General features: G+C 69.1%; 20 protein-coding genes and 1 pseudogene. 14 read left to right on the forward strand and 7 right to left on the reverse strand.

All coding sequences use genetic code 11. The features are described 5' to 3' along the window. Positions 1 to 51 precede the first annotated feature (51 nt). From BMX37_RS12610 to BMX37_RS12655, 10 genes are all read left to right on the forward strand, one after another. Positions 52 to 474 (forward strand): Fur family transcriptional regulator, encoded by a 423-nt coding sequence (locus BMX37_RS12610; protein ID WP_093666099.1) that lies wholly within the window; start codon positions 52 to 54, stop codon positions 472 to 474. 64 nt (positions 475 to 538) lie between these two features. Then, positions 539 to 1,267 carry a lysophospholipid acyltransferase family protein gene (locus BMX37_RS12615; protein WP_093666100.1) on the forward strand — a complete coding sequence of 243 codons (729 nt, stop codon included), beginning with the start codon at positions 539 to 541 and terminating at the stop codon, positions 1,265 to 1,267. 90 nt (positions 1,268 to 1,357) lie between these two features. After that, positions 1,358 to 2,704 carry a tRNA (N6-isopentenyl adenosine(37)-C2)-methylthiotransferase MiaB gene (miaB, locus tag BMX37_RS12620; RefSeq protein WP_093666101.1) on the forward strand — a complete coding sequence of 449 codons (1,347 nt, stop codon included), beginning with the start codon at positions 1,358 to 1,360 and terminating at the stop codon, positions 2,702 to 2,704. 193 nt (positions 2,705 to 2,897) lie between these two features. Next, positions 2,898 to 3,380: a hypothetical protein gene (locus tag BMX37_RS12625; protein ID WP_093666102.1), complete on the forward strand. Its 483-nt coding sequence runs from the start codon at positions 2,898 to 2,900 to the stop codon at positions 3,378 to 3,380. Continuing rightward, positions 3,377 to 4,378 carry a PhoH family protein gene (locus tag BMX37_RS12630; protein ID WP_093666103.1) on the forward strand — a complete coding sequence of 334 codons (1,002 nt, stop codon included), beginning with the start codon at positions 3,377 to 3,379 and terminating at the stop codon, positions 4,376 to 4,378. Before BMX37_RS12625 ends, BMX37_RS12630 begins: the two co-directional genes overlap by 4 nt. Further along, entirely contained in the window at positions 4,378 to 4,773 is a 396-nt protein-coding gene (locus BMX37_RS12635) for a hypothetical protein (RefSeq protein ID WP_093666104.1), read from the forward strand. The genes BMX37_RS12630 and BMX37_RS12635 overlap by 1 nt, the downstream gene beginning before the upstream one ends. Beyond that, the gene (gene ybeY / locus BMX37_RS12640) at positions 4,766 to 5,275 is read left to right on the forward strand and encodes an rRNA maturation RNase YbeY (protein ID WP_093666105.1); all 510 of its coding nucleotides are present in this window, start codon (positions 4,766 to 4,768) and stop codon (positions 5,273 to 5,275) included. The genes BMX37_RS12635 and ybeY overlap by 8 nt, the downstream gene beginning before the upstream one ends. A 10-nt stretch (positions 5,276 to 5,285) precedes the next feature. Beyond that, complete coding sequence (locus BMX37_RS12645; RefSeq protein ID WP_093666106.1) at positions 5,286 to 6,191, forward strand: hemolysin family protein; 906 nt, start codon at positions 5,286 to 5,288, stop codon at positions 6,189 to 6,191. Positions 6,192 to 6,334: 143 nt separating this feature from the next. Beyond that, positions 6,335 to 6,781, forward strand: coding sequence for a hypothetical protein (locus BMX37_RS12650; protein ID WP_139198086.1), 447 nt, complete (start codon positions 6,335 to 6,337; stop codon positions 6,779 to 6,781). Further along, positions 6,778 to 7,548, forward strand: a complete 771-nt coding sequence (locus BMX37_RS12655; RefSeq protein ID WP_093666108.1) for a TorF family putative porin — start codon at positions 6,778 to 6,780, stop codon at positions 7,546 to 7,548. The genes BMX37_RS12650 and BMX37_RS12655 overlap by 4 nt, the downstream gene beginning before the upstream one ends. Positions 7,549 to 7,605: 57 nt before the next feature. On the opposite strand, the gene BMX37_RS12660 is transcribed toward BMX37_RS12655, so the two are convergent. Further along, a complete protein-coding gene (locus BMX37_RS12660; protein WP_093666109.1) occupies positions 7,606 to 8,745 on the reverse strand; it encodes a CaiB/BaiF CoA transferase family protein in 1,140 nt (379 codons plus the stop codon). 223 nt (positions 8,746 to 8,968) lie between these two features. Between BMX37_RS12660 and BMX37_RS12665 the strand changes: the two are divergent. After that, positions 8,969 to 9,461 (forward strand): annotated as a pseudogene (locus BMX37_RS12665) (sugar transferase); the annotation flags it as partial. 104 nt (positions 9,462 to 9,565) lie between these two features. Next, positions 9,566 to 10,237 (forward strand): HPP family protein, encoded by a 672-nt coding sequence (locus BMX37_RS12670; protein ID WP_093666110.1) that lies wholly within the window; start codon positions 9,566 to 9,568, stop codon positions 10,235 to 10,237. Between the two features lie 58 nt (positions 10,238 to 10,295). On the opposite strand, the gene glmS is transcribed toward BMX37_RS12670, so the two are convergent. The 3 genes from glmS to glmU are packed head-to-tail and all read right to left on the reverse strand — an operon-like array spanning position 10,296 to position 13,935. Further along, positions 10,296 to 12,119, reverse strand: coding sequence for a glutamine--fructose-6-phosphate transaminase (isomerizing) (gene glmS / locus BMX37_RS12675; protein ID WP_093666111.1), 1,824 nt, complete (start codon positions 12,117 to 12,119; stop codon positions 10,296 to 10,298). Between the two features lie 20 nt (positions 12,120 to 12,139). Continuing rightward, positions 12,140 to 12,583, reverse strand: a complete 444-nt coding sequence (locus BMX37_RS12680) for a hypothetical protein (protein ID WP_244501565.1) — start codon at positions 12,581 to 12,583, stop codon at positions 12,140 to 12,142. Further along, positions 12,580 to 13,935, reverse strand: a complete 1,356-nt coding sequence (gene glmU / locus BMX37_RS12685) for a bifunctional UDP-N-acetylglucosamine diphosphorylase/glucosamine-1-phosphate N-acetyltransferase GlmU (RefSeq protein WP_093666112.1) — start codon at positions 13,933 to 13,935, stop codon at positions 12,580 to 12,582. The genes BMX37_RS12680 and glmU overlap by 4 nt, the downstream gene beginning before the upstream one ends. A gap of 61 nt (positions 13,936 to 13,996) precedes the next feature. Here glmU and BMX37_RS12690 point away from each other — a divergent pair, with 61 nt between their 5' ends. Both BMX37_RS12690 and BMX37_RS12695 read left to right on the forward strand, forming a co-directional pair. Next, positions 13,997 to 14,692, forward strand: a complete 696-nt coding sequence (locus tag BMX37_RS12690) for an HAD-IA family hydrolase (RefSeq protein WP_093666113.1) — start codon at positions 13,997 to 13,999, stop codon at positions 14,690 to 14,692. Next, positions 14,689 to 15,057: a hypothetical protein gene (locus BMX37_RS12695; RefSeq protein ID WP_093666114.1), complete on the forward strand. Its 369-nt coding sequence runs from the start codon at positions 14,689 to 14,691 to the stop codon at positions 15,055 to 15,057. The genes BMX37_RS12690 and BMX37_RS12695 overlap by 4 nt, the downstream gene beginning before the upstream one ends. Here the strand turns inward: BMX37_RS12695 and BMX37_RS12700 are convergent. The 3 genes from BMX37_RS12700 to BMX37_RS12710 are packed head-to-tail and all read right to left on the reverse strand — an operon-like array spanning position 15,026 to position 17,153. Beyond that, a complete protein-coding gene (locus BMX37_RS12700; RefSeq protein ID WP_093666255.1) occupies positions 15,026 to 16,048 on the reverse strand; it encodes a nucleotidyltransferase domain-containing protein in 1,023 nt (340 codons plus the stop codon). The two genes, BMX37_RS12695 and BMX37_RS12700, sit on opposite strands and share 32 nt — an antisense overlap. Then, positions 16,045 to 16,887: an HprK-related kinase A gene (locus BMX37_RS12705; protein ID WP_093666115.1), complete on the reverse strand. Its 843-nt coding sequence runs from the start codon at positions 16,885 to 16,887 to the stop codon at positions 16,045 to 16,047. The genes BMX37_RS12700 and BMX37_RS12705 overlap by 4 nt, the downstream gene beginning before the upstream one ends. After that, positions 16,884 to 17,153 (reverse strand): HPr-rel-A system PqqD family peptide chaperone, encoded by a 270-nt coding sequence (locus tag BMX37_RS12710; protein WP_093666116.1) that lies wholly within the window; start codon positions 17,151 to 17,153, stop codon positions 16,884 to 16,886. The genes BMX37_RS12705 and BMX37_RS12710 overlap by 4 nt, the downstream gene beginning before the upstream one ends. Between the last annotated feature and the right edge of the window lie 4 nt (positions 17,154 to 17,157).

The raw sequence follows: 17,157 nt of genomic DNA on the forward strand, positions 1-17,157 counted from the left end.
TGCGAGTCGCTTTCGCTTTCCGCGACCGGCGTTCCGTTCTAGATTGCCGCAATGCCGCGTAAGATAGACCTTGAAGCGCTTTGCAACCAGAAGGGGCTGCGCATCACCGAGCAGCGCCGCGTGATCGCGCGCGTGCTGTCGGAAGCCGACGACCACCCCGACGTCGAAAAGGTGTATGAGCGCGCCTCCGCCATCGATCCGGGCATCTCCATCGCGACGGTGTACCGCACGGTGCGCCTGTTCGAGGAGGCGGGGATCCTGGATCGCCACGATTTCGGCGATGGCCGCGCCCGGTACGAACCCGCGCCCGAGGCGCACCACGACCATCTGATCGACGTCGAATCCGGCCGGGTGATCGAGTTCGTCGATCCCGAGTTGGAGCAGCTGCAAAAGGCGATCGCGGAGAAGCTGGGCTTTCGCCTGGTCGACCACCGCATGGAGCTGTACGGCGTCAGCCTAGACCGCAAGGGGTGAGGTCGGCGACCGCTCGACGGCCGGCATCCGGGCGGATCGGGCCTGTGTCGGCCGGTTCATCGACATGAGACGGGTGCGGCTGATCGGCCGTATCGTAGCCCTGATCGCCGCGCTGAGCTTCGGGCTGATCCTGCACGCAACATGGCGGCTGGCCCGCCGCCCGTCGCCATGGCCGCGGCGGTTCCTGGCGGCGGTGGCGTGGATCACCGGAGCCCGGACGCGGATACAGGGCTCACCGCTCACGCGCGACGTGGTGTTCGTCGCCAATCATCTCAGCTGGCTGGACATCCCCCTGCTCGCCGGTGCGACAGGCACGGCGTTCGTCGCCAAGGGTGAACTGCGCCGCGCGCCGCTGGTCGGATGGCTCTCGACGTTGAACCACACGCTGTTCGTCAGCCGGGAGAACCGGATGGGCGTGGCGGGCCAGGTGGCGCAACTGCGTGCCGCGCTGGCCGGCGTGCCGTGCGTGGCGATCTTTCCAGAGGGTACCACCGGCGACAGCATCACGTTGCTGCCGTTCAAGCCGGCGCTGCTCGCCGCGCTCGACCCGCCGCCGCCGGGCGTTCGCGTGCAGCCGGTTTGCATCGACTATGGCCCCGAGACGGCCGCGCTCGCCTGGGTCGGTGACGAGCACGGCGCCCACCACGCCGCACGCGTGCTGGGTCGCGCCGGGCATTTCGTCGCCACGCTCCACTTCCTGCCCCCTTTCGATCCCGCCCCCCTCGGCGGGCGCAAGGCGATCGCGGCAGAGGCGCGCCGGCGGATCGAGCAGGCGATGAACACGGCGCAGTGATGCGGCTGGCTTCGGGAGGCGCCGCCTGCGCTTCGGGAGCGACGGGCCTGCCGGTCGCAATATGGTGCGGAAGGTGGTAACGGCGCGGGCATGACCGTCCCCGCCGACACGCATGCCAAGGCCCCGCCGAAATCCTTTCACGTCAAGTCGTTCGGCTGCCAGATGAACGTCTATGACGGGGAGCGCATGGCCGAGCTGATGGCCGCGCAGGGCATGGCCGCCACCACCGACGCCAATGCCGCCGACTTGGTCATCCTGAACACCTGCCACATCCGCGAAAAGGCGACGGAAAAGGTCTATTCGGACATCGGCCGCCTGCGCAAGAACGCGCGGCTGGACGGGCGCGCCGCACCGATGATCGCGGTCGCCGGCTGCGTCGCGCAGGCGGAGGGCGCGGAGATCGTGGAGCGCGCCAAGGTCGACGTGGTGGTCGGGCCGCAGGCGTATCACAACCTGCCCTCACTCGTCGCGGATGCGGCTGCAGGCGCCCCCGCGCTCGACACGGACCTGGCGCGCCTGTCGAAGTTCGGCCGCCTGCCCGCGCGGCGCAAGGTGGGACCTGCCGCCTTCCTGACCGTGCAGGAGGGATGCGACAAGTTCTGCACCTATTGCGTGGTGCCCTATACGCGCGGCGCGGAGATCAGCCGCCCGTTCGACGCGCTGGTCGACGAAGCGTGCGCACTGGTGGATGCCGGCGCGGTGGAGATCACGCTGCTCGGCCAGAACGTCAATGCGTGGGAGGACGGTGAGCGCGGCCTGCACGACCTGATCCGGGCGCTGGATCGCATCCCCGGCCTGTCGCGGATCCGCTACACCACCAGCCACCCCAACGACATGCGCGAAGGGCTGATCCGCGCGCATGGCGATGTCGAGAGCCTGATGCCGTTCCTCCACCTGCCGGTGCAGGCTGGCAACGATCGCGTGCTGAAGGCGATGAACCGCAGCCACACCGCCGATGGCTACCTCCGCCTGCTCGACCGAATCCGCGCGGTCAGGCCCGATATCGCATTGTCGGGCGACTTCATCGTCGGATTCCCCGGAGAGACGGAGGCGGAGTTCGCCGACACGCTGCGCCTGGTCGACGCGGTCGGATACGCACAGGCGTTCTCGTTCAAATACTCCCCCCGCCCCGGCACGCCCGCCGCCGACCTGACCGACCATGTCGCGCCCGAGGTGATGGACGACCGGCTCCAGCGATTGCAGGCGGCGCTGAACCGCGATCAGCAGGCGTTCAACGCCGCCACGCTCGGGCGGACCTGCACCGTGCTGGTGGAGCGTCGCGGCAAGCTGCCCGGCCAGATGCTGGGCAAGTCGCCATGGCTGCAATCGGTCCACCTGATGACCGACGCCCCCATCGGCGCGCTGGTCGAGGTGGAGCTGGTGCAGGCCGGCCCGAACTCCTTGGCGGGTGTGAAGCGGGTGCGGGCGGCAGCTTGAACTGGCTGGCCGACTTCGTCGCCATCGCCAGGCAGCTGGCATCATCAGCGGGATCGTCGGCCACGCGCTGAACCGATGGAGCGAGCGAAGCAACGCCAAAGTCCAGGCGCGCTATCTGGCCCTGCGCGTCGCGATCACGCTGGAGCGGTTCGCGGGAGATTGCCTCAACCTGATATCGGAGATCGATGCAGGGGTGGAACTGAACGCCGATCCTTCCACCCTGCCGACCAATCTCCCCATCTTGAGCGACTATCCGACCGACGACGCGGGATGGCGGGCGATCGATCCCGCACTCGCAAACGCCGCCCTTGGCATGCATGTCGAGCGTGTCGCCGCACAGGGCAGGATCTCTGACGAATGGACCTATGCCGGGCCGAGCTCGGCACCGTTCGAATGCGCCCGCTTGGCTGCGCGAACACGATTGCGGGCATGGGATGTGGCCAGCAGGCTTCGCCGCGCCTACGCCCTGCCCGCCTACGATCCCGAATACGCGTTTGCCGACAGTCTGCGCGCGCGTCGACCGCGACGAACAGGCCCGGCAGGACAGCATCGCGCGCACAAACGCGCTGTTCGGTCACGCCAGCGACGCGCAAAGGCCTCATCCTTGATCCAGCCTGTTGCACTAGCCCGCTGGACGCATCACCTTGTCGCCATGCCCATCGAAAGGACCGCATGAGCCGCAAGCCCGTTCCCGCCCAGATCGGTGATCGTTCCCGGGTGGAGATGTCGTTCGAGAAGCCGCAGCTGCTCGCCCAGCTGTTCGGCCAATATGACCGCAATCTGGTCGCGCTGGAAAACCGGCTGGGGGTGTACATCACCGCGCGCGGCGACCGGGTGAACCTGGAAGGATCGGCGGAACAGGTCGCGATCGCGCGCGGTGTGCTGCAGGACCTGTACCACCGCGTGTCGCGCGGCGAGGAGGTCGACCACGGCCTGGTCGATGCAGCGATCGCGATGGCGGCGGAACCGCATCTGGACGGCATCATCCGCGTCGAACCGGGTCCCGGTGCGCCGCCGGTCATGATCCGTACGCGCAAGAAAACCATCGTGCCGCGCACCCCCGCCCAGGCGCATTACATGCGCGCGCTGACCAGCCACGAGATGATCTTCGCACTCGGCCCGGCGGGTACCGGCAAGACCTATGTCGCGGTGGCGCAGGCGGTGGCGCAGCTGATCACCGGTTCGGTCCAGCGGCTGATCCTGTCGCGTCCGGCGGTGGAGGCGGGCGAGCGGCTGGGCTTCCTGCCCGGCGATATGAAGGAAAAGGTCGATCCGTATCTGCGCCCACTCTACGACGCGCTGTACGATTGTCTGCCCGCAGAGCAGGTGGAACGGCGGATCGCGAGCGGGGAGATCGAGATCGCGCCGATCGCCTTCATGCGCGGGCGCACGCTGGCCGACGCGTTCGTGATCCTGGACGAGGCGCAGAACACCACGCCGGCGCAGATGAAGATGTTCCTGACCCGATTCGGCCAGAACAGCCGCATGGTGATCTGTGGCGACCCCAACCAGACCGACCTGCCCGGTGGCGTTCAGGCATCGGGCCTGGCCGACGCGACACGACGGCTGGAGGGGGTGGAGGGCATCGCCATGGCGCGGTTCGGCGCCGGCGACGTTGTCCGCCACCCGATCGTCGGGCGGATCGTCGAGGCGTATGAGGGCGCCGCCGGCTGATGTTCCGCTGGTTCCGCCGCGCGACCATCCTGGTGGTGGGACTGCTGGCGGCGTTGATGATCCATGTCGGTGCGCCGGCCGCCCTGTGGTGGTGGGCGACCGCGCTGCCCTTCGCGCTCTGGGTGATCGGCGCGGCCATTGCGCCGTTTCTGTTCGCCCTGCGCGCGAGGGATCATGGGTCGGTCGCGGCGTTGCTGGTCTTCTTTATGGGCAGCACCATCGCAGCGGGGGTTGCCTATTACCACGCCTTCTTCGTCTCGGAATCGTCCACGGCGGCGCTGGCGCTGATCTTCGTGCCGCTGTGGCAATGGTGCGGCGCCTTGCTGGGCGCGAGCGGCTGTGCTTTGGCCGCGCGCATCAGGATCGCGCGTTTAGGAACACGGCCCCATGCTTGAGATTGCCCTGAACCGCGAGGATCCGTGGCCGCAAGGCGATTGGGACGCTTTGGCGGAGCGTGCGGCGCGCGCCGCGATCGGCCGGACGCCGCATGGCGAGCTGCTCACCGCGGCCGCCGCGATCGAACTGTCGGTACGCCTCGCGTCCGACGAAGAGGTGCGGACGCTGAACGCGCAGTACCGGCACAAGGACAAGGCGACCAACGTCCTGTCCTTTCCCATGATCCAGCCCGACCTGATCGAGACGATCAGCCAGAATTCGGACGATGGCGAGGTGCTGCTCGGCGACATCGTGCTGGCGCACGGCGTCTGCACGGCCGAAGCGGCGGAGCGCGGCATTTCGGTGGAGGACCATGCAACCCATTTGATGGTGCACGGCGTTCTGCATCTGCTAGGATATGACCATATCGAGGACGGAGAAGCGGACGCCATGGAGGAGATCGAGCGCCAGGCGCTCGGCACCCTGGGCATCGCGGACCCTTATCTCGTCAGGGAGGACTGAATAAGCGGCCATGGCCGAAGATCGAAGTAGCGTCGCGACTCATGGCGACGAAGGCAGCATCTGGCGCGGGCTGAAGGGCCTGATCTTCGGCGCGGATGCGGAGGAAACGCTGCGCGACCAGCTGGAAGAGGCGCTGGACCGGCATGAGGGCGATCCCGCCCCCGACGAACCGGGGGACCTGTCGCCGCTGGAACGGCAGATGGTGCGCAACCTGCTCCATTTCGGCGAACGCGATGCCGGCGATGTCGGCGTGCCGCGCGCGGACATCATCGCGGTGGAGGAACGCACCAGTTTCGACCACCTCGTCCAGATCTTCGCGGAAGCGGGGCACAGCCGCCTGCCGGTGTACCGCGACAATCTGGACCACATCATCGGCATGGTGCACGTGAAGGACGTGTTCGCCATCCTGGCGACGGGCGCGGACAAGCCGGACGAGATCGGCACGCTGATCCGCGAACCGCTGTACGTGCCGATGAGCCGCGGCGCGCTGGACCTGCTGGCCGACATGCGGGCGAAGCGGGTCCATCTGGCGATCGTGCTGGACGAATTCTCCGGCACCGAAGGGCTGGTGACGATCGAGGACCTGATCGAGGAGATCGTCGGCGATATCGAGGACGAGCATGACGAGGCGCCCGCCGCGCTGCTGGTGCCGATCGATGGCGGCGCGTGGGAGGCGGATGCCCGCGCCGAGCTGGAGGACGCGGCCGAGTTGATCGACGCGCGGCTGGGCGAGGCGGACAGCGACGTCGATACGCTGGGCGGGCTGGCGGCGGTGATCGCCGGACGCGTGCCGACGGTGGGCGAATGCGTCGACCACCCATCCGGCTGGCGGTTCGAGGTGACGGACGCGGACGAACGCCGCATCAACCGCCTGCGCCTTCACCCGCCGGTCGAGCGGGTCGAGGAGGACGCCTGACCCGCTGACCGCCCCGCCGCCCGACCGGCAACACTTCCTTACGGCAACAACGGCTGAGGCGCGCGTTGGTCGGGAAGGTGCCGGCGAGCCGGCGGGCCCGGCATCGCATGGTCGATGGAGCGGGTGTGGCGAAAGGAACGGACATGCTCATCCTGCTTCACGGCATCCTGATGGCGGCGAGCGCGGCTGCGCCGCTTGCGATGCCGGACCACAACACCACGCTGCCGCATGCGGCCGGCCCGGTGCACAGCACATATCGTGCCGATGTCACCGTTACGCACGAACAGGTCGGCACGGTCGGTGCACCGGGGCGGCCGGCGACGCTGGGATGCCGCTGGACCGCCGGACTGAACGTCGCCCGGCAGGCGCGACACGCGTCCGGCGCCACCCTGTCGCGCTCGATCGATCGCGACACGGTGTTGAGCGGCCAACGAGCCGGCTGGTGCGACACGCACCGGGAGGCGATCCGCGTAGAGGTGGCGGCACGATCCGGCGAACTCCGCGCCGCGCTGCTCGCCGCCGCCGAGGAGGATGGCCCGGTGCTGACGGCGGAACTGGACCGACTGCACGGGAACGATCGCACGGGATGACGACGCTGTTCAGGATTATCGCCACCACGACCATATTGCTGACCGCGACCGCCGCGGCGCAGGCACAACGCCTGTCGTCGGCGGGCGTCGAGGTGACGAGCGACGAGAACCGGCGCGGCCTGAGTTGGAGCGGCGGTCGCGCGGCGGTGGCGGCCGATGTCGCGGTGGACGTCGGCGCTTGGGATGCGACCGCCCGACTGGTGACGGTGCGCGGCGCGGCCAGGCATGGGGGTGCGGATGCGGTGGCCGACCTGACGCTGGGCCATGGCTGGGACTTGGGAGGTTTTCGGCTGCGCGCCAGCGGAACGGCGCATCTGTTCGCGGGGGCGAGCGGCCGGCTGGATTTTGGTGAGTTGGGCGCCGATGCCAGCTACACGCTGGGGCCTGTCCAGGTGATGGGCGGTGCCGTCTATGCGCCGCGGCAACGCGCGATCGGCGGCGACAATCTGTACCTGTTCGCGGGCGCGAACGCTGGCATTCCGGCGACGCCTTTCACGGTGTCCGCAGGCATCGGCCACAGTTCCGGCAGCCGGATTTTCGACGACGGGCAGAGCGACGGCCGCGCCGACCGGCTGCGCCCCGGCGGCGCCTATACCGACTGGCGATTGGGCGTCGAGCATAACAGCGGGCCGCTGACGCTGGGGCTCGATTATATCGGCAACGACGTCCGCCGCGGCCGCGATGTCGGAGAGCCGCCGATCGCGGCCATGGGCGACGCCGGCAACAGCGGCGACCGCATCCTGGCCCGCACGCGGCTGAGTTTCTGAAGCGGGGCAGGCGCCGGACCGTATGGCACCGCCCTCGCCGTGCCCGGGCGGTGGCGCTCAATCCTCCAGCTTGGGCCGTCCGGGCGCAGCACGTCCTGACACGAGTTCGGCGTCGGAGAAGCGCACCGGCGTGCGCAGCCCCTTCAGGCGCAGGCCGTCGTCGCGCGCGACATCGATCACCATGCCGCGGTGAAGCGTCTGCGGGTCTGACAGCGCCTGGGCGACGCTGTTGATCGGTCCCGCCGGTACGTTCGCCGCCTCCAGCCGGGCGAGCAGCGCGTCGCGGGTGAACGCGCGGAACGCTTGCTCGATCAGCACGGTCAGGTTGTCGCGATGCGCCACCCGGCTGCGATTGTCGGCGAAGTCGGGATCGTCGGCCAGGTGCAGACCCACCGCATCGCAGAACCGGCGGAACTGGCCGTCATTGCCGACCGCCAGGATGATCCACCCGTCCGCCACGGCAAAGACGGCATAGGGCGCGATGTTGGGATGGGCGTTGCCCAGCCGCACCGGGTCCACCCCGCCGGCCAGCCAGTTCATGCCCTGATTGGCCAGCACCCCGGTCATGGTGTCGAACAGCGACAGGTCGAGATGCTGCCCGCGCCCGGTCCGCTCACGCATCAGCAGCGCCGCCTGGATCGCGTTGGCCGCGTACAACCCGGTCATGATGTCGGCAAAGGCGACGCCGATCTTTTGCGGGGCACCATCGGGCTCGCCGGTCAGGCTCATGATCCCGCTCATCCCCTGCACGATGAAATCGTATCCGGGCCGATGGGCGTAAGGACCCGTCTGGCCGAAGCCGGTGATGGAGCAATAGACCAGCCGCGGATTGACCGCCGACAGCGCCGCATAGTCCAGGCCGAAACGGGTCAGGCCGCCGACCTTGAAATTTTCCACCAGCACGTCGGCGTCGGCCGCCAGCGCGCGCACGGTGTCCTGCCCTTGCGCCGTCGCGAAGTCCGCCGCGATCGATCGCTTGCCCCGGTTGCAGCTGTGGAAATAGGCGGCGTCGCGGCTGCCGTCCGGATTTTCGACAAAGGGCGGCCCCCAGCCGCGCGTCTCGTCGCCGGCCGCGCTTTCTATCTTCACCACCTCCGCGCCGAAGTCGGCCAGCAACTGCCCGACCCACGGGCCGGCCAGGACGCGGGCGAGTTCCACCACCTTCAGTCCGGACAGCGGGCTGTTGCCGCCCGTCATCAGCGGTTGTCCAGTCGGTGAAGGGCTCGGCCGGAGAGCGTCGGATCGTAGATGGAGGACGGAAAGCGGATCATCCGGCCAGCCTGCCGGTATCGGCCAGGTTCTGCAATGCGCCGGCCCGACGCCGCCTCCGCAGCGCGCTCGGTTGGCGAGCAGCCAGGCCCCCGCCGCGACGGTGCCCCAGCCGGCAACGGCCGTGCCGGCGATAAGGCCCAGGGCAGCACGCGGCCGGATCTTCTTCCGGCAGCGGCGCGTCGGTAGGGCCAACGCATTCTTCGAGATCCTGAATTTCCGATCGATGCGCGTCGAGATGTGCGACGCCGACGGCAACCGTCTCCACCCGGCGCGATGACGATCGCATCACCCGCTTCGGCCGGATCATCCGCCGCACCAGCATCGACGAATTGCCGCAATTCCTGAACGTGATCGGCGGGTCGATGAGCCTGGTGGGCCCGCGCCCCCATGCGCTGGGCTCGCTGGCCGGCGAGCATCTGTTCTGGGACGTCGACGAACGCTATTGGCAGCGCCACGCGTTGAAGCCGGGGATCACCGGCCTGGCACAGGTGCGCGGATTCCGGGGTGCGACCCATCACCGGGACGACCTGTCCAACCGATTGCAGGCGGATCTGGAATATGCCGCCGACTGGTCCGCGTGGCGGGATATGTCGGTCCTGGTCAACACCTTGCGGGTGATCGTCCACAAGAACACCTATTGATCGCACCGTCGACGCGTCGGTCCGAGGGCGTGGATCGACAGACTCGGTGTGATCCCGTCCGGACACCTTGCCGGCTCACGCATCAGCGGCGATGAAGCGCTATCATGCCGATCTTCAAACCCCTGCTGGCGGGCGCCACCCTGCCCGACCGTGCCATCGCCTGCCTGGGTGCCGCGATCGGCATCGGGACGACCATGGCGATCTGCTCCGCGATCATGCCCGGCGGCGGCGTGCCGGCGATCGTTGCACCGCTTGGGGCATCGGCGGTGCTCGTGTTCGGGGTGCCTGCCAGCCCGCTGGCACAGCCCTGGTCGGTGCTGGGCGGCAATGTCGCATCGACGCTGGTCGGTGTGATCGCCTATCGCCTAATCCCCAACCTGGCGCTTGCGGCCGGAATCGCCGTCGGCGCCGCCATCCTCCTGATGACGCTGCTGCGGTGCCTTCATCCGCCGGGTGGGGCCGCCGCGCTGACGGCGGTGATCGGCGGCGGCGCTGTACACGATGCCGGGTTCGGCTTCGCGCTCGCGCCGGTCGGCATCAACTCCCTGCTGCTGGTGTTGATCGGCATCGCGTTCCACCGCGCGACGACGCACAGCTATCCGCATCGTCTGGTGCCGGTTTCAGTCCCGACAGACGAGCCCCAACTGGAACGGTCGGACATCGACGCCGCGCTGGGCGAGATGCACGACAGCTTCGACATCGACCGCGCGGACCTGGAGGCCCTGCTCGCGCTGGCCGAACATCACGCCACCCAGCGACGCCTGACCCGGCGGTAAGACCCCGCCGCCGAGGAAACGGGGGACACCTGACGACGGCAGGCGTCCCCCGGACCGGTCACTCCACCGTGACGGATTTCGCCAGGTTGCGCGGCTGGTCGACGTCGGTCCCCTTCGCCACCGCCACGTGATAGGCGAGCAGCTGGACCGGCACGGCGTAGACGATGGGTGCGATCAGCGGGTGGACCTTGGGCATGGTGATGGTCGCCTCGCAACCCTCGCCCGCCGCCTGGATGCCGTCATAATCGCTGATCAGGATCACGCGCCCGCCGCGCGCGCGCACCTCCTGCATGTTGCTGACCGTCTTCTCGAACAAGGGCCCTGACGGCGCGATGACGATCACCGGCACCTGGTCGTCGATCAGCGCGATCGGCCCGTGCTTCATCTCGCCGGCGGCGTATCCTTCCGCATGGATGTAGCTGATCTCCTTGAGCTTCAGCGCCCCTTCCAGGGCCAGCGGATAGTCGGTGCCGCGGCCGAGATACAGCACGTCGCGCGCGCCCGCGACGCTGCCCGCCATCGCCTCGATCGTCTCGTCATAGGCCAGCGCGCCGTTGATCGCGGCGGGCGCCTCCGCCAGATGGCGAACGATGTCGCGTTCCTCGGCATCGCTGAGCTTGCCCTTGGCGCGGGCAAGGTTGGCGGCGAGCGCGGCAAGCACCGCCAGCTGACAGGTGAACGCCTTGGTCGAGGCGACGCCGATCTCCGGCCCCGCATGGGTGGGCAGCAGGATGTCCGCCTCCCGTGCCATGGAGCTGGTCGGCACGTTGCACACCACCGCGATCCGCTGCCCCTCGCGCCGGGCATGGCGCAGCGCGGCGAGGGTATCGGCGGTCTCGCCCGATTGCGAGATGAACAGCGCGAGGCCGCCCGCCTCCATCACCGGCTCGCGGTACCGGAACTCCGATGCGACATCCAGGTCGACGGGCACCCGCGCGAATTGTTCGAACCAGTAGCGTGCGACCATGCCGGCGTAGAAGCTGGTCCCGCACGCGACGATGGTGACGCGGCGCACGTCCGACAGGTCGTTGTCCGGGATGGGCAGCGTCACATGGCCCTCCATCCGTTGCAGGTAAGACCGCAGCGTCTGGGCGACCACGACCGGCTGTTCGTAGATTTCCTTCTGCATGAAATGGCGGTGATTGCCCTTGTCCGCGGCATGGCCGAACACGCCCGAATTCACCACCGGCCGCTCGACCGGGTTGTTGTCGCGGTCGTAGATCTCCACCGCGTCGCGGGTGATGACCGCCCAGTCGCCCTCGTCCAGATAGGCGATGCGCTGGGTCAGCGGTGCCAGCGCATGCGCGTCGGAACCGAGGTAGTTCTCCCCCTCGCCGTAACCGACCGTCAGCGGCGCACCGATACGCGCGCCGATCAGCAGGTCGGGGTCGTTGCGGAACAGCACGCCCAGCGCGAACGCGCCGTGCAGGCGCGGCAGCACCGCGGCCACCGCCTCACGCGGGGCGGCGCCACGCTGCACCTCCCGGTCGATCAGGTGAGCGACCACCTCCGAATCGGTCTGACTGAGAAAGGTGCGGCCGTCCGCGATCAGCTCGTCGCGCAACGGCTTGAAGTTCTCGATGATGCCGTTGTGAACCACGGACACGTCGCCGGCGATATGCGGATGGGCATTGTCCTCGGTCGGGCCGCCATGCGTCGCCCAGCGGGTGTGCGCGATGCCGACGATGCCCGGCAGCGGATCGGCGGCGAGACGTTCGGCCAGGTTGGACAGCTTGCCCGGTGCGCGGCGGCGATCCAGCTCACCGTCGTGTGCGGTGCAGATGCCGGCCGAATCGTAACCGCGATATTCCAACCGCTTCAGACCAGCGAGCAGCCGGTCGGCGACCGGCGCATTGCCCAGGATTCCAACAATGCCGCACATGATTTTTCGTCCCGTGAAGATCAGTTGATTGGGGTGATCTGGTCGGCATGCCGCACGACCACATGCGTCTGGTAGTAATATTTGCCGGTCGGCGCGCCGTCGGCAGTGAAGTCGATGCGCACCCGCATCGCCTCTCCATCGACGCGGATGTCGCGGCCCTTCAGCACCGTGTCCAGCGGCGTGCCGAAGCGGCTTTCCAGCCCGACCTGCGCCGCCGGCAGGACCGCCACCGACAGGTTGCGCTGGTCGCGATAGTCCGCCTCGCTGTTAAGGAACAGGCGACCGTCCTGCCGACCCGTTGCCTGCACGCGGAACCGGAAACTGCCCGGCACGCCGTGCGGCGCGGCCTGAGCGGCGCGCATCACCGCCTGTTCCGGCACCATGTCGTCGGTCAGCACCCGCTCCGCCGCGCAACCGGACAGGGCCAGCATCATCGCCGCGACGACAAATGCATTACGGTTCACTTCGCCGCCTTGCGCGCCGCCATGGTCGCGCGGAAGCGTGCCGCCCAGCCTGCTCGCGCGGTCTGTGGCGGGCGGACCAGCGCCAGCGCGTCCGCCTCCACGTCCTGCGTCACCACCGCGCCCGCGCCGACGATCGCGCCCGCGCCGATCGTCACCGGTGCGACCAGTGCGGAGTTCGATCCGACAAATGCGCCCGCGCCGATCTGCGTGCGATATTTGAAGAAGCCGTCGTAATTGCAGGTGATCGTGCCTGCGCCGATGTTGGCGCCCGGCCCCACGCTGGCATCGCCCAGATAGGTCAGGTGATTGGCCTTCGCCCGTTCACCCAGCGTCGCGTTCTTGACCTCGACGAAATTGCCGACCCGCGACCCGCGTTCCAGCACCGCACCGGGCCGCAACCGGGCATAGGGTCCGACCGAGACCCCCTCGCCCACCCGTGCGCCCTCCAGATGGCTGAAGGCGTGGATGGTCGCGCCGTCCGCCACCGACACGCCCGGCCCGAACACCACGTTCGGCTCGATCGTCACGTCGCGACCGATGACCGTGTCGTGGGAGAACCACACCGTGTCCGGCGCGACCAGCGTCGCCCCGTCGGCCATGGCGCGGGCGCGGCGGACCTGCTGCCACTGACCCTCCAGCGCGGCGAGTTCGCCCCGGCTGTTGACGCCCGTCACCTCGTCCGCGCCCGTCTCGATCACCGCGGAGGCGCGGCCGTCCTTCGCCGCCAGCATCACCACGTCGGGCAGGTAGAATTCACCGGCCGCATTGTCGTTGGTCACGCGGGTCAACAGCGCGAACAAATCCTCCGCCCGCGCCGCCATCAGCCCCGAATTGCACAGCGTCTCCGCGCGCTCGTCCGGCGTCGCGTCCTTCCACTCAACCATGCGGTCGATCCGGCCCGACGCATCCGCAATGACCCGGCCATAGGCGCCGGGGTCGGCGGGGCGGAAGCCGAGCACGACCGTGGCGGGCGCGTCATCGGCATGCAGCCGCTCGATCATCCGCCGCATCGTGTCCGTCGTGACCAGCGGCACGTCGCCGTACAGCACCAGCACGTCGCCGGAGAAACCGTCCAGAGCCTCCCGCGCCTGCGCCACCGCATGGCCGGTGCCCAGCTGCTCCGCTTGCAACGCCGTCAGCACACCGTGCGGCGACACCGCCGCCTCCACCTGTTCGCGCCCAGCGCCGGTCACCACCACCGTCCGTTCCGGCGACAGCTCCCCAACGGAGGCGAGCAGGTGGAGCAACATCGGCCGTCCGGCCAGCGGATGCAGCACCTTGTGCCGGTCGGATTTCATGCGGGTGCCCTTGCCGGCGGCAAGGATGATGGCGGCAAGCGGACGCGTCGTCATTCCGGTCGACTGACATAAAGAGGTTGCGAAGGCCATAGCGACACTGGCAGGCGCGCCCACCATGACGCAGATTTCACCCGACCGTTTTCCCTTTGCCATCGTCGGTTTCGACCTGGACGGTACGCTGCTGGACACCAGCGGCGATCTGGCGGCGGCGGTCAATCACGCGCTGTCCTCCGCCGGCCGGCCGACGCTGACCACGGATCAGGTGCGACCGATGATCGGCGGCGGATCGCGGCACATGCTGGCACAGGGCATGGCGGCGACCGGCGGTTGTTCGGAGGAGGAGCTGGACGTGCTGCAACGCCGCCTGCTCGACTATTACGAGGCGAACATCGCGGTGGAGACACGGCCCTTCCCCGGCTGCCTCGACGCGCTCGACACGCTGGCGGGCATGGGCGTCCGGCTGGCTGTGGTGACCAACAAGCTGGAGGGGCTGGCGCGCACGTTGCTGGATGCCTTGCACCTGTCTGCCCGTTTCGACACGATCATCGGCGGCGACACGATGGGGCCGGGACGCGGCAAGCCGGCGCCCGATCCGGTGCTGGCGATGGTGGAGCGGTGCGGCGGCGGAACGGCCGCGTTCGTGGGCGATTCGATCTACGACGTCCGTTCCGCCCAGGCCGCCGGCCTGCCGGTCGTGGCGTGCAGCTTCGGCTTTCTGCAACAGCCCGTGGAGACGTTGGGCGCAGACGCGGTGATCGACGGATACGACGATCTCATCCCCACCTTGAGGACGCTGGGAGCGCGGCCATGACGCTGGAACAGCGCACCACCGCCTTTCGCCTGTTGCTGGCGGCTGCGGTCGTCTTTGCCGTGACGATGGCGCTGCTGCCGAAGCCGCCGCACCTGCCGATCGACCGGTTCGGGGACAAGTTCGGCCACATGCTCGCCTTCGCCACCATGGCCGCGCTCGCCGCGCCGGCCTTTCCACACGAGCCGCTGTTCCGGATCGGGGAGCGGCTGTCGTTCCTGGGCGCGCTGATCGAGGTGTTGCAGGCGATCCCCTCGCTGCACCGCGATTGCGACATCAAGGACTGGATCGTGGATACGATCGCACTGTCGGTCGTGCTGCTGACCTATGCGGTGGTCAGGCGCCGGGGGGCTTCCGCAGCCACTTGATCCACAGGTGCCGCGCCAGCATCGCGGGCGGCATGCGCAGCCAGTGGGAGCGGACGTAGAAGGCCAGCCGCGTTGCGGGGCGCGTAGGACGGCCCCAACCGTCCCGTGCCAGCAAGCGGCGCACGAACCACCCGTCCGACGGTCGTGCCGCGCCGGCCAGCGCCGGATCGACGGGCGTGCCGTACAGGCGGTGCGACAGCCGCAGCGCCAGCGCCACGGTGTCGGCCAGATTGTGCGCGGCCGCGTGACGCCTCAGCACCGCCGCCGCATCAGGATCGTCCCACTCCCGCACCAGCCGGTCGATATCCCACAGGTTGCGCAGCCCCCCGGCCAGATCGCCATCGGCCAGCAGATGCGCGGCGGCATGGACGATCATGTCGGCCGGGTGCAGCACAGACAGGCCGTTGCCGAGCGGCTGCGCGGCCGCGATCAGCGCACCCGCATCCGGCCTGCGCCGCGCCGTCAGCGGCAAGATGGTGTGATGCACGTCGATCATGCGGTCGCGCTCCCGGTGGATCATCGGTGGCAGCTCGTGCATCCAGCGGCGGTAATAGGCATCGTCATAGGGATCGGGCTTCACCCATTCCCACCCCGCGTCGATCAGCGCCGTCTCCACCGCCGCCATAGCGTCGCGCGGCACCAGCAGGTCGAGGTCGCCGATCGCCCGCCCCTGTCCGGCCGCCAGCCCCGCCGCGACGAAGGCGGTGCCTTTCAGCAGGATCGCCGGGACGCCCAGCGGCACCAGCGCCCGGCGCGCCATCTCCGCCTCCCACAGCGCCCCTCGCCGCGCCGCCTCCGCCGCGTCGCGGGCATCGGCCAGAATCGGCGCGACCCCGGCGGGCAGCGCCAGCCCATCGACCCGCCAGGCCAGCGTACCGAGCAGCTGTTCGGCCCGTGCGCAGGCGATCAGGCCGGTCCAGCCAGCGACGTCGAGCGTCGCCGCCGCGCCCGGATCGCGCAGCACGCGCACCAGCGTGGCGGCCGCGCTCAACGCCACAGCTCCTCGATCAGCGTCAGCGCGACGTCGGTGTCCGGATAATCGATCGCCGCCATCGGCACATGGTGCACCAGCCGGGTCAGCGTCCGGAACCCCGCCTCTCCCAGCCCGGTGTAATTGGTGGACGCGGTGGTCAGGCGAACAAAGCCCTCACTGCCGCCGACCTCCCGCGCCGCCGCGTCGAAGCCGAAGCGGGGAAACAGCAACAGCGCCGGCACGGCCGGCCGCGTCATCGCCGCGATCGACGCCGGGTCGGGGATCAGATGCCGGATGTCCCCCTTCGGCGTCCCGGTCAAAAGCGACCCCCAGCGCCCGTGATCACGCAACAGCGCGACGCTGCTGTTCTTCAGGCTGATCGGGCGGGGAAACGGATGAACATCGCCCGTGGCCGGGTCGATCAGCGCGAACTCGTCGCCCAGCAAGCGCCATCCGGTGCGGTGCAGCATCGCCGCCAGCGTCGACTTGCCCGCACCCGACTCGCCGCACAGGATCAGCGCGCGTCCGTCCCGCTCGACGGTCGCGGCGTGGAGCAGCAGGTGTCGGCGCCAGCCCAGCGCCATCTGCAAATTCATCGCCATTTCCGCCGCCAGCAACCCATGCGCGAGCGGCAGGGGCGCCGCCTCCGGCAAGGTGAAATCGCCACCGATCGCGACCGACGGCCTGATCCAGCGTCGCCAGGGACGGGCCGCAGACAAGCTGACCGTGAAATCGGGCACGCCGCCGAACGCCGGATAATCACGGTAAAGGTCGCGCAACTGCTCGATCGGCGAGCGCCAGTCCGCGCCGACGCGGAACGCCGCCGGGCCGACCCGCACCGTCACGCTGTGCCTCACGCCGCCGGCTCCGCCGTCACCAGCCCGGCTGCGACCAGTTCCGCCATGCGATCGGCAAGGCCCTCCGCATCCTCCAGCTGGAACGCGGCGGCCAGCGCGTCATGCAGATCGCTGAGCGACAGCGGCCCATCCGCGAGGGCCGCCAGCATCTCCGGCGCGGGCGACACCAGCAGGTGGGTCTGGCCAGAGGGCCGGTGGAACACGGCGGTGAAAGGATCGAGAGAAGCCTGGAGCAGCGCATCCGCCGGCGCCGCGCGGAACCGCATGGAG

It is taken from the genome of Sphingomonas gellani, assembly GCF_900110035.1.
Lineage (GTDB): Bacteria > Pseudomonadota > Alphaproteobacteria > Sphingomonadales > Sphingomonadaceae > Sphingomonas > Sphingomonas gellani.